This window comes from Paenibacillus brevis (genome assembly GCF_018919145.1).
Classification (GTDB): Bacteria; Bacillota; Bacilli; order Paenibacillales; family Paenibacillaceae; genus Fontibacillus; species Fontibacillus brevis.
Genome location: NZ_JAHLQJ010000012.1, coordinates 138218 through 149977 on the forward strand (window position 1 = coordinate 138218; position 11760 = coordinate 149977).

An 11760-nucleotide genomic window follows, 5' to 3' on the forward strand; every position below is an offset into this window, starting at 1 on the left:
TCATCCGGTATGCACCAGAAGGCTTACCGGAACGGAAATTTCATTCCTTTGCCCGCCTTTTTGGTGAGCTGCTTCATCATCTTGTTGCCTTTGCCCTTAGGCCCCATCATATCCGAGAACTGCTTCATCATCCGGCGCATTTCATCAAACTGCTTGATCAGCCGGTTCACATCAGCCAGCGTCGTTCCGCTGCCAGCTGCAATCCGCTTGCGGCGGCTATGATTGATCATATCCGGATTCTGCTTCTCTTCCTTGGTCATGGAATGCACGATCGCTTCAACGCGGCCCATTTGCTTCTCGTCGACCTTAACGTCTTTCATCTGCTTCATCTTGCCCATGCCAGGGATCATATCCATGATCTGGTCAATCGGCCCAAGCTTTTTCACCTGTTCCATCTGCTCCAGGAAATCATCGAACGTGAACTCTGCATTCCGCATTTTGCGTTCCATTTCCTTGGCTTTCTCGGCGTCGATATTCGATTGGGCCTTCTCAATCAGAGAGAGCATATCCCCCATCCCGAGAATCCGGGAAGCCATCCGCTCCGGATGGAACGGCTCCAGAGCATCAATCTTCTCACCGAGCGCGGCGAACTTGATCGGACAGCCCGTAACGGCCTTGACGGATAACGCAGCACCCCCGCGTGTATCTCCGTCCAGCTTCGTCAGAACAACGCCGGTCAGCGTCAACTGCTGATTAAAGCTCTCCGCAACATTAACCGCATCCTGCCCTGTCATCGCATCGACAACCAGCAGCACCTCATCCGGATTGGTTACTTCATGGATTTGCCGTAATTCCTCCATCAGCGCTTCATCAACATGCAGGCGGCCTGCCGTATCGATCAAGAGATAATCATTGCCGTTATCCTTCGCATGCTGCAAAGCCTGACGTGCAATTTCTACCGGACTATTGCCCTCAGGAAGGGTAAAGACCGGAACCTTGATCTGTTCGCCTAATACTTGAAGCTGCTTGATCGCTGCCGGACGATAGATATCTCCGGCGACTAGAAGCGGACGATGATTGCCCTTCAGCAAAAGCTTGGCCAGCTTAGCCGAAGTCGTTGTCTTACCGGCACCTTGCAAGCCTGCCATCATGACAACAGTCGGCGGACGGTTGCTCTTCGCCAGCTTGGCTTGGCTGCCGCCCATCAGCTCCGTCATTTCCTTGTTTACGATGTCGATGATGACCATGCCTGGTGTAAAGCTGTCCATCACTTCACTGCCTATGGCCTTTTCCTTTACCTTGGCGATGAATTCCTTGACCACTTTAAAGTTAACGTCAGCTTCCAGCAGGGCCAGACGCACTTCGCGCATCGCTTCGCTAACATCTTCTTCGGACACCTTGCCTTTTCCGCGCAGCTTGCTGAATACGTTCTGCAATCTGCTCGTCAAGCCTTCAAATGCCATGATCGGATCACCTCCATTGCTTCGTTATAGTTCTACTGCCTTGCGCAGCAGCTCCATTGCCTTTTCTTTATGTAACCCAGTCATTCCACTATCTTGTATCAATTGCCCCACAGAGGTCAACAATTCACTGCGCGCCTCTTCCTTGCGCAGCAAACCCAGCTTGTCCTCGTAATTCTCCAGCATCTCTTCCGCCCGCTTGATGTGCTCGTACACCGCTTGCCGGCTAATACTGAATTCGGAAGCAATCTCGCCCAAGGAGAAGTCATCCAGGAAATAATATCTCATAAACGTCTGCTGCTTCTCAGTAAGCAGCTTCTCATAAAAGTCAAACAACAGGTTGATGCGGTTTGTCTTCTCAAGCCGATTTTCTTGACTCATCTGGGCACCCCCTCCGTCAAGGAAAAACACTTTACAACGTATCAACGTTCCTTATCATATCGAAATGGGGTATCAATGTCAAGCATTTTCCCTTAACAGGCTGCAAGAAGAGAGCGCATGTCGTGGCGGGCAACGTGTAAAGTGTGCTTGCGATTGCTGTTGTGTACGAATATCACTGATCGGACTAAGCTCCGGCAAGGGAAAAATCCGTTCACAAAGTTACAGCTACATAAAAAAGCCGCCTTGCTGCCGATTTCTCCGTAGTCAGAAACTTGGTTCACCGGAGAAATCCGCTAACAAAAGCAGCTTATACAATCGCTAGATCAATGCGGAAGCAGGTACAGCAGGATCGCGAAGAAGTGTGTAACACTTCCTCCAAGAACAAACAGATGCCAGACCGCATGATGGTACGGGAATGCCCGCCATACATAAAATACGGTTCCCAGCGTGTACATAAGCCCGCCTGTAATCAGCAGCGTAATGCCTGTGGCCGGAATCGCCGCACTTAGCGGGCCCCAGGCGATTACAATTAGCCAGCCCATCACGACGTAGAAGATCGTGGACATGAACAGGAACCTTTTTGTGAAAAAGGCCTTGAACAGTACGCCAAACAACGCAATTCCCCATACGATGCCGAACAGGCTCCAGCCAAGCGGTCCGCGAACAGCCACCAGCATAAATGGAGTGTATGTTCCTGCGATATAGATATAAATGGAGGAGTGGTCGAAGATCTCAAACAGATCCTTCACTTTGCCTTCTTTGAAACTGTGAACCAGCGTCGAGCTCATATAAAGCAGCAGCATGCTTACACCATAAATCGTAAAGCTGACCACATGCCAGGCCGTACCTTTGATACTAGAAAAGACAATCAGCAGCACTAGTGCAGCAACACTGAGCAGTGCGCCGATTCCATGAGTGATGGCATTGGCGACTTCTTCTCGCCGCGGGTAAGTATGTGTGTTGGCCATCCTCTACACCTCCTTTAAAAACGAACTTGTTAAAAATGTATGCTCTTGCGCCCATACGCGTGACGGTTATTCCCATAAAGAGGTTTTTTGAACCCGCACGTAAAGGCTACTCCGTCTCCTCGGCTTCCTCGGGATCTTCAGCAATAAGTCCTGCGAATAACCCATGCACAAACTGCTCCGAATCGAACTTTTGCAGGTCTTCCATTTTCTCGCCGAGACCAACCAGCTTCACCGGCAAGCTCAGCTCCTGACGGATTGCAATAACAATACCGCCCTTCGCCGTACCGTCCAGCTTAGTCAGCACCAGCCCGGTGACGCCGCTCTTTTCGCCGAAGAGCTTGGCCTGGCTAAGCGCATTCTGACCAGTTGTAGCATCCAGTACCATCAAGACCTCATGCGGTGCGCCAGGAATTTCCCGTTGAATGACACGGAAAATCTTGTTCAACTCCTCCATCAGATTCGATTTGTTCTGCAGTCTGCCTGCGGTATCACAAAGCAGTATATCTGCTCCTCGCTGCTTGGCGGCCTGAACGGCGTCGTACATTACCGCTGCCGGATCAGCTCCAGCCTGCTGCTTGATCACTTCGACCCCGACGCGGGTGCCCCATACTTCCAGTTGTTCAATCGCACCGGCACGGAACGTATCCCCTGCGGCCATGATGACCTTTTTCCCCTGCTGCTTGAAATGATGGGCCAGCTTGCCGATCGTTGTGGTCTTGCCAACCCCGTTCACCCCGACAAACAAAATCACCGTGATTCCATCCGGGCTCATCGCGATTTCATTGTCTTCATCTCCGCGCAGCAGCTCCACCAGCTTCTCCGACAGAATCGGCTGCAGCTCCGCCGGATCCTCGATCCGCTGCTTTCTTACTTCGTCGCGCAGCTCTTTAACCAGCTTCATTACTGTATTCACGCCGACATCCGCACCGATCAAAATCTCTTCGAGCTCCTCGAAGAATTCCTCATCAATCTTCTTGCGGCGGGTGATCAAGTCGCTGACCTTTTCGACGAAGCCTTTGCGGCTTTTCTCCAGGCCGTCCTTAAACTGCTTGGTCACCGTCTCTGTTTTCGTAGCAATACTCTCTCTCAGTTTTTTAAAAAAGCTCATGGCTTCCCTCCTGAAATATCCCTTAGGCGATTTCCATCGTCTCTTCGTCCTCCAGCTTGACGGACACGAGCTTGGATACACCGCCTTCCTCCATCGTTACGCCGTACAGTACATCGGCTTCCTCCATCGTCCCTTTGCGGTGCGTGACCACGATAAACTGGGTCTGCTCGGAGAACTCGCGCAAATATTGAGCAAAACGCGTCACATTGGCTTCATCAAGCGCCGCCTCGACCTCATCGAGCACACAGAAAGGCACCGGCTTCACCTGCAAAATAGCAAACAACAGCGCCATAGCTGTAAGCGCCCGTTCTCCACCTGACAGCAGCTGCAAATTCTGCAGCTTCTTGCCTGGCGGCTGGGCCACCACATCGATCCCGGTCTCCAGCAGGTTTTCCGGATCGATCAGGATCAAATCCGCACGGCCGCCGCCGAACAGCTTGGTGAAGACGATCGAGAATTCCCGGCGAATGGCATCGAAGGTCGTCTTAAAGCGTTTGGACATTTCATCGTCCATTTCCTTAATCACCTGATAAAGCGTCGTCTTGGCTTCAACAAGGTCGTTCTTCTGCTCGCTAAGGAACTCGTAGCGTTCATTTACTCGCTGATATTCCTCAATTGCCCCCAGATTCACCTCGCCAAGCATCGTGATCTGGCGTTTCAGCTCTCGGACATCGTTCTGTGTCTGCGGAACATCCTCCGGCACTTGATAGAGGACCTTAGCCCGTTCATAGCTAAGCTCGTAATCATCCGCCAGCTTCCGAAGAATATTGTCAAGCTCCACGTCAAGGCGGTTGGCCTGAATCTCGGTCTGACGAAGCTGCTCCTCAACCGCTCTTAGTGCGATGCGCTGCTCCTTGGTCTCGCTTTCGCCTTCCTCAAGCTTGCGGACCAGGGAAGCACGGGAAGCCCGTTCCAGTTCCAATTGTTCGCCGGCACGCTCCTTCTTGAGCTTGAAATCATTCAAGTCTTCCCGCTGCGTGACGCTTTGCTCTTCATTTTGTTTAAGATCCGCCTCAATGGACTGCATAATGGCGCGATTTTGTTCCAGCTCGCGTCTCATGATCGTGCAATCTTCCTCGGAGCGGCGAAGCTGCTCACGAACCGAGAAGCATTCCTGATCGAGCTTGCCCTCCTTGACCTTGAGTTCGGTCAATGTATCCTGCAGCTCTTCCTTCGCCGATTCATTCGCCTTGCGGGCAAATTCAGCTGCATGAATCGACTGGTGAACCTGCTGCTCCTCCTGCTCAAGCTGTACCAGCTTCTGCTCGGCTTCAGCCTTGGCCTTATCAAGGTTCTCCAACTCTTTCAGATAGTGTCCCTTTTCCTGGCCATACAATTCGAACTGCTCGGACACGTGACGCCATTCGTGATTGAGCTGCTTCAGATCGCCTGCCACCGTCTGCTCCTCCGCACGCTTGCGGTCACCCGCTTCACGCAGGCCTTCCAGTCCGCTTTCTGCGCTCTGGAGCTGCTCCCGCACGTCGGCAAGTCCCTTCTGCAGCTTGTCCAGCATAGATTCGCTCTCGGCGATGTCTGCCGCAAGCTGCTCCAACTGGCGCTTTCTTCCCAGCAGGTTGCTGTTCTTGCGATGCTGGCTGCCTCCGGTCATCGAACCGCCGGCATTGACCACATCGCCTTCCAGTGTTACGATCCGGAAACGGTATTGGCAGCGTGCCGCCATTTTATTTGCCCGTTCCAAATCCGTAGCAAACACGACATTCCCCAGCAAACTGCCGACAATATCACCATAGCGCGCTTCAAAACCGACCAGGTCGGCTCCGATGCCCACAAAGCCATCGGCATCCTCCAGCTGACGCTTATCAGCCGGCGAGATTTGACGCGGTCGTATAACGTCCAGCGGCAAGAATGTAGCGCGTCCCAGCTGACGCTGCTTCAGAAATGCGATAGCCTGGCGCGAGACGCCTTCATTCTCCATCACGATATGCTGCATAGCCGCGCCAAGCGCAGTTTCCACAGCGATCTCCAGCTTCTCGGGAACGGTGATCAATTCGGCAACCGCACCATGCACGCCGTGAAGCGCAGATTTGCGGGCTGCCTTAAGCACCTCCTTAACCCCAAGTGCAAAGCCGTCGAAATCATCATCCATTTCCTTCATCGTGTCTCTTCGGGAAATCAGCGCTTCACGCTTTTGCTCCCACTTGCGGATCCCGTTTCGGCTCTCTTCCACCAGCTTCTCGAGGGATTGAACCCGCTCGCTCTCGGAGATATATTTCCCGCGCAGGGCAGATATCTCCTCACCGAGTCCGGCAAGTGCTTGCTCAAGCTCCGCCTTCTTCCCCTTCAAGCGTTCCAGCTCTTCCTGCCATTTGACCCCTTCTTCTTCAGAACGGGTCATCCGGCGCTGTACATCATCCTTCTGCTGCTCGGCATAACGGACTTCGTTGCGGGTCTGGGCCATCAGGTTCATAATCTCCAGAAGCTGACCCTTCAGTCCTTCCTCCTGGGCCTGACTGATCCCGCCTGTTACCCCGGCTAATTTAGCCTCCTCCGCAGAAAGTTGGGTCCGCAGCTCGTTCAACTGCTTCTCGGCAGCTGCAACCTTGGCCGCAAGCTCCTCCATCTCCGATGCACGCTGAGCATAGCGCTGTTCACTGACCTCCAGGGACTGCCGCAGCTGTTCCCGGTTTTGCACCAGGTTTCTGGCGCGCTCCTTGAGCAGTTCGCCATAGCCTTCATTCTTCTCATAGCTTTCGCTAAATTCAAGCAATTGACCTTGCAGCTGCTCAATCTTATCCTCAATCTGGCGAAGAGCAAGTCTGTCGCTCTCCAGCCCGGCATCATGCGCAGACACTACCGTTGACAAGGCGGTCTGATCTTCCTTCAGCCGGTTCAGCTTCGTATTGGCATCGCTCCAGCTCGTATGAATCTGTTCAATTTGATGGACATAGAGCGATATTTCTTTATTTTTCAACTGCTCTCGGAGCTCTTTATATTTCAACGCTTTTTCGGATTGATCCTTCAACGGGCCGATTTGGTCCTCCAGTTCACTGACCAGATCGTGAATACGCAGCAGGTTTTGTTCCGTCTCGTCAAGCTTTCGGCGTGCTTCTCGCTTGCGGCTTTTGTATTTGACAATACCGGATGCCTCTTCAAAGATGCCCCGGCGATCCTCGGAACGGGTGCTTAGAATTTCCTCGATCCGTCCTTGTCCGATAATCGAATAAGCTTCCTTGCCGATCCCGGTATCCATGAACAGCTCCGTAATATCCTTCAGCCGGCAAGACTGCTTGTTGATCAAATATTCGCTGTCCCCGCTGCGGTGCACCCTCCGGGTTACCGTAACCTCATTGAAATCCAGCGGAAGCACATGATCACTATTATCCAGTGTCAAGGATACCTCGCTATAGTTAACCGCTTTGCGGGCATCGCTGCCGGCGAAGATAATATCCTCCATCTTGCCGCCGCGCAAGCTCTTGGCACTCTGCTCTCCCAGAACCCAGCGGATTCCGTCGGAGATATTGCTCTTGCCGCTTCCGTTAGGTCCAACCACGGCGGTAATACCGCGGACGAATTCCATTTCCGTCTTGTCGGCAAACGATTTAAAGCCTGATAGCTCGATCCGTTTCAAAAACATACCTTCACGATCACCTCTAGCCCCTATTGTATCATATTGGAAGGCTCGTCGGACAGGCACAGAAGTCACAAGCCATTGTAATGAAACTGTCCTTCTCCCCATAAAAAAGGGCTGACCGTAACGATGCCGGCCAGCCCTATGCTTATCTACCCTATAAGACTATTCCAATTGGCTCTGCTTCAACCGTTCCAGCGCAACAGCAGCAGCCTGCTGCTCCGCTTCTTTCTTGGAACGGCCACTTCCGCGGCCAAGCCCTTCACCTTCCATGAACACCTCAGAGACAAATTCCCGTTCGTGCGCCGGTCCCCGCTCTTCAATGATGCGGTACTCCAACGCCCCCATATTATGATGCTGGGTCAGCTCCTGCAGCTCGGTCTTGTAATCGGTCGTCTGCAATTTGCCGTCGAAGGTGATCTGGGTGAATACAAAGCTGTGCAGGAACTTCGTCACTGCCTCCAGCCCCTGGTCCAGGTACAGGGATCCGATGAACGATTCGAACACATCGGCCAGCAAGGCCGGGCGCGTTCTGCCGCCTGTCAGTTCCTCTCCTTTACCAAGAAGCACATATTTGCCGAACTCCAGGCTCTCCGCAAACCGGACAAGAGAAGGCTCACAGACAATCGCTGCACGCAGCTTCGTCAATTCGCCTTCAGGACGATCAGGAAAGATCTGGTACAGATGCTCGGATACCGTTAATTCAAGCACCGCATCTCCGAGAAATTCCAACCGTTCATTATCCTCCTGTTGACTGAACCGATGTTCGTTGACATAGGAAGCATGGGTAAATGCTTGCTTAAGCAATTGCTTGTTCCGGAATGCCAGTTGAAGTTTTTGTTGTAGTTGCTTCAAATCCTCACTCAACAGACTGTCCCCTTATGCTTCGAATTTCTTCAAAATAAGTGTTGCATTGTGTCCGCCAAAACCGAAGGAATTGGACATGGCCACCTTCACATCAGCTTCCCGAGCAACATTCGGCACATAATCCAGATCGCATTCAGGATCAGGATGCTCCAGGTTAATCGTTGGCGGAATTTTTCCGTTATTCAGTATCAAGGCACAGATTACAGCCTCCACACCACCAGCCGCACCGAGCAGATGACCCGTCATCGACTTGGTCGAGCTAACAGCAAGTTTGTAAGCATGGTCGCCAAACGCATTCTTGATTGCAATGGTCTCTGACCGGTCACCGACCGGTGTCGAGGTTCCGTGCGCATTAATATAGTCCACTTCAGCCGGATCGATGCCGGCATCGCGTATCGCCATCTTCATACAGCGTTCCGGACCGTTCGGGTCAGGTTCTGTCATGTGATGGGCGTCTGCGCTGAGACCGTATCCGATCACTTCGCCGTAAATCTTTGCTCCGCGCTTCTGCGCATGCTCAAGCGATTCCAGAATCATAATGCCCGAGCCCTCGCCCATGACAAATCCGTCACGCTCGCTGTCAAACGGACGACTCGCCTTCTCAGGCTCGTCATTGCGGGTAGACATAGCCCGCATCGAGCAGAAGCCGGCCATTCCCATCGGACGGATCGTTGCTTCCGCGCCTCCGCAAATCATTACATCGGCATCGCCGCGTTGAATCAGCTTGTACGAGTCACCGATGGAGTGAGTTCCGGTCGCGCACGCAGTCACCGCCGTACTGTTCGGCCCCTTGGCCCCAAACAGGATCGATACATGGCCGGAAGCCATGTTCGCGATCATCATCGGAATAAAGAACGGGCTGACCCGTTTCGGTCCCTTTTGCACCAGAACATCGTGCTGATCCTCCCAAGTGCCAAGTCCGCCGATTCCCGATCCGATCATCACGCCTACCCGGTCGGGATCAGCATCTTCGCCAATTTGAAGGCCGCTGTCTTTAATCGCATTGGTCGCAGCCGCTACCGCAAACTGAACGAAACGGTCCATCTTTCTGGCTTCCTTACGTTCCACATAATCTTCCGGATTGAAATCCTTTACGGAAGCTGCAATCCGGGTCGGATACTCGCTGACATCAAAGGCTTCAACGAGTGACACGCCGGATTTGCCTTGAATCAAATTATTCCAGAATGCGTCCAGCTCATACCCCAATGCTGTTACTGCACCCATTCCCGTTACTACTACTCTATGCTTCAACACATTCACCTCTTATAGACTTCATGTGTAATATCGTTCAAATTGACACCGGCCAATCTCCAAAGATGAGGAGAAGTCCCGCCTGCTTGATAAGAAGGTACGGGACTTTGTAGATGACTTTAGGTATGAGATTGTATGTAGCTTACAACTTCACCTACGGTCGTAATCTTCTCTGCATCTTCGTCTGAAATTTCCAGGTCGAATTCGTCTTCGAGTTCCATGACCAATTCCACGACATCGAGGGAGTCAGCACCCAAATCATCTTTAAAAGAAGCTTCAAGCGTCACTTCAGCCTCATCAGCTCCAAGGCGATCCACTACGATGCGTTTTACGCGATCCAATACATCGGACATTTCCGGTTCACCTCCTCTTTGGTATTATACGAGAATTAATTCTAAAATGCCATAGACCCCTGGAAGCAAGTCACATGTACATTCCGCCGTCTACGTGCAGCGTCTGACCGGTCATATAGGATGCCGCATCAGAAGCCAGGAATACGACCACCTTGGCAACTTCTTCAGTCTTGCCAAGACGCGCAAGCGGGATGCTTCCCAGCATGCCTTCCTTGATTTCTGCCGGAAGCTGGTCCGTCATATCGGTCTCAATAAAGCCGGGAGCGATACAATTGACCGTAATTCCGCGGGAAGCCAGTTCACGGGCTGAAGACTTAGTCAGACCGATGACACCGGCCTTTGCAGCAACATAGTTCGCCTGCCCGGCATTCCCTAGAACACCCACAACCGAAGAAATGTTGATGATCCGCCCGCTGCGTTGCTTCATCATAGGGCGGGTAACAGCCTTGATGCCGTTGAAGACCCCTTTCAGGTTCGTCTCGATCACTTGATCGAACTCTTCCTCTTTCATCCGCATAATCAGATTGTCTCTTGTTATGCCGGCGTTATTCACCAGAATGTCGATCCGGCCCCAGGCCTCTTGCACGCCCTTGACCATCGCTTCAAACTGTTCGCTGCTACCGACATGTCCTTGAACTGCATAGGCATTGACGCCCAGCGCCTCGATTTCGGATACAACCTGAGCGGCAGCAGCCTCGTTCCCGGCGAAATTCACCGCTACATTAGCCCCCGCTTCCGCCAGTGCCAGCGCGATGCTTCTGCCGATGCCGCGGGAAGCCCCCGTTACAAGGGCCGTTTGTCCCTCAAGCAATTTTGCCATCTTCTTGTTCATCTCCTTTCCTGGAATTCACTCACACTTATACCTTTTCCACGTAGCTTCTTCAGTTCAACTTACACAGTTGCCAGTTCCGCAACCGTCTGCTCCAGGCTTTCCAAGCTGCTGACGTTAAACAGCCGGACCGATTTGTCGATCTTCTTGATCAAGCCGGTCAGCACGCTGCCTGGTCCAATCTCTATAAAAGTATCCACGCCTTGCTCGATTAACCAGGCTACACTGTCCTCCCACAATACCGGGCTGTAGACTTGACGGACAAGCAGGGAAGAAATTTCGGAAGCCTCTAGCACCGGCCGGGCCGTTACATTGGCAACCACCGGGGTAGCCCCGTCATGAAAAGTGACCTCAGACAGCTTAGCCTCCAGCCGTTCGGATGCCGGCTTCATCAGTGATGAATGGAACGGTCCGCTAACCTCCAGCGGAATCGCCCGTTTGGCACCGGTCTCTTTGACTCTGGCCGCCACCTGCTCAATTCCCTCTTTTGCACCGGATACGACGATTTGTCCCGGACAATTGATGTTAGCCAGCTCAGCAACAGCGCCGCTGCCTGATATCTCACCGCACAGTGCAGCCAGAGCTTCACGTTCTGCACCCAACACAGCTGCCATTGCGCCTTGTCCTCCAGGCACAGCCTGCTCCATGAACTGGCCGCGGGCCCGGACAATCTTGACCGCATCCTCAAAAGAAAGCACGCCAGAAGCCGCCAAGGCACTGTATTCCCCAAGACTATGCCCGGCCATGTAATCAGGCTTGATTCCTTTCACTGCGAAAGCTTCATACAATGCATAGCTTGTGGTCAGCAGCGCAGGCTGTGTATTGGCCGTCTGCTTCAATTCGGATTCTGGGCCTTCAAATACAAGGTCTGTCAGCGAAAAGCCCAAGGCTTCGTTCGCTTCTTCAAATCTGGACCGGGCATCCGGAAGCTGATCGTAAAGATCCTTCCCCATTCCGACCGTTTGGGAGCCTTGCCCCGGAAATACAAATGCGATTTTCCCCATTCCTTTAGCA

Annotated in this window: 10 protein-coding genes; all 10 read right to left on the reverse strand. The window is 52.7% G+C overall.

From position 1 onward, the window contains the following. Positions 1 to 23: 23 nt before the first annotated feature. Positions 24 to 1403, reverse strand: coding sequence for a signal recognition particle protein (ffh, locus tag KQJ23_RS14910; RefSeq protein ID WP_216479660.1), 1380 nt, complete (start codon positions 1401 to 1403; stop codon positions 24 to 26). A 24-nt stretch (positions 1404 to 1427) separates the two neighbouring features. Continuing rightward, on the reverse strand, positions 1428 to 1781 hold the full coding sequence (locus tag KQJ23_RS14915; protein ID WP_216479661.1) for a putative DNA-binding protein: 354 nt from the start codon (positions 1779 to 1781) through the stop codon (positions 1428 to 1430). A gap of 323 nt (positions 1782 to 2104) precedes the next feature. Next, complete coding sequence (trhA, locus tag KQJ23_RS14920; RefSeq protein ID WP_216479662.1) at positions 2105 to 2749, reverse strand: PAQR family membrane homeostasis protein TrhA; 645 nt, start codon at positions 2747 to 2749, stop codon at positions 2105 to 2107. 106 nt (positions 2750 to 2855) lie between these two features. Then, positions 2856 to 3857, reverse strand: a complete 1002-nt coding sequence (ftsY, locus tag KQJ23_RS14925; protein ID WP_216479663.1) for a signal recognition particle-docking protein FtsY — start codon at positions 3855 to 3857, stop codon at positions 2856 to 2858. 22 nt (positions 3858 to 3879) lie between these two features. Beyond that, on the reverse strand, positions 3880 to 7452 hold the full coding sequence (gene smc, locus KQJ23_RS14930) for a chromosome segregation protein SMC (RefSeq protein ID WP_216479697.1): 3573 nt from the start codon (positions 7450 to 7452) through the stop codon (positions 3880 to 3882). A gap of 159 nt (positions 7453 to 7611) precedes the next feature. Next, entirely contained in the window at positions 7612 to 8313 is a 702-nt protein-coding gene (gene rnc / locus KQJ23_RS14935) for a ribonuclease III (RefSeq protein WP_216479664.1), read from the reverse strand. Between the two features lie 12 nt (positions 8314 to 8325). Then, the gene (fabF, locus tag KQJ23_RS14940) at positions 8326 to 9564 is read right to left on the reverse strand and encodes a beta-ketoacyl-ACP synthase II (protein ID WP_216479665.1); all 1239 of its coding nucleotides are present in this window, start codon (positions 9562 to 9564) and stop codon (positions 8326 to 8328) included. 119 nt (positions 9565 to 9683) lie between these two features. Beyond that, a complete protein-coding gene (locus KQJ23_RS14945) occupies positions 9684 to 9917 on the reverse strand; it encodes an acyl carrier protein (protein ID WP_044478311.1) in 234 nt (77 codons plus the stop codon). 70 nt (positions 9918 to 9987) lie between these two features. Beyond that, positions 9988 to 10737 (reverse strand): 3-oxoacyl-[acyl-carrier-protein] reductase, encoded by a 750-nt coding sequence (gene fabG / locus KQJ23_RS14950; protein WP_216479666.1) that lies wholly within the window; start codon positions 10735 to 10737, stop codon positions 9988 to 9990. 71 nt (positions 10738 to 10808) lie between these two features. Beyond that, positions 10809 to 11750, reverse strand: coding sequence for an ACP S-malonyltransferase (fabD, locus tag KQJ23_RS14955; RefSeq protein ID WP_216479667.1), 942 nt, complete (start codon positions 11748 to 11750; stop codon positions 10809 to 10811). Between the last annotated feature and the right edge of the window lie 10 nt (positions 11751 to 11760).

What these genes read in the sequence shown, in the direction of transcription:
- ftsY (WP_216479663.1), bottom strand. Translation starts at nt 3,857, where the DNA reads ATGAGCTTTTTTAAAAAACTGAGAGAGAGTATTGCTACGAAAACAGAG.
- ffh (WP_216479660.1), bottom strand. Translation starts at nt 1,403, where the DNA reads ATGGCATTTGAAGGCTTGACGAGCAGATTGCAGAACGTATTCAGCAAG.
- smc (WP_216479697.1), bottom strand. Translation starts at nt 7,452, where the DNA reads ATGTTTTTGAAACGGATCGAGCTATCAGGCTTTAAATCGTTTGCCGAC.
- trhA (WP_216479662.1), bottom strand. Translation starts at nt 2,749, where the DNA reads ATGGCCAACACACATACTTACCCGCGGCGAGAAGAAGTCGCCAATGCC.
- KQJ23_RS14915 (WP_216479661.1), bottom strand. Translation starts at nt 1,781, where the DNA reads ATGAGTCAAGAAAATCGGCTTGAGAAGACAAACCGCATCAACCTGTTG.
- fabG (WP_216479666.1), bottom strand. Translation starts at nt 10,737, where the DNA reads ATGGCAAAATTGCTTGAGGGACAAACGGCCCTTGTAACGGGGGCTTCC.
- KQJ23_RS14945 (WP_044478311.1), bottom strand. Translation starts at nt 9,917, where the DNA reads ATGTCCGATGTATTGGATCGCGTAAAACGCATCGTAGTGGATCGCCTT.
- fabD (WP_216479667.1), bottom strand. Translation starts at nt 11,750, where the DNA reads ATGGGGAAAATCGCATTTGTATTTCCGGGGCAAGGCTCCCAAACGGTC.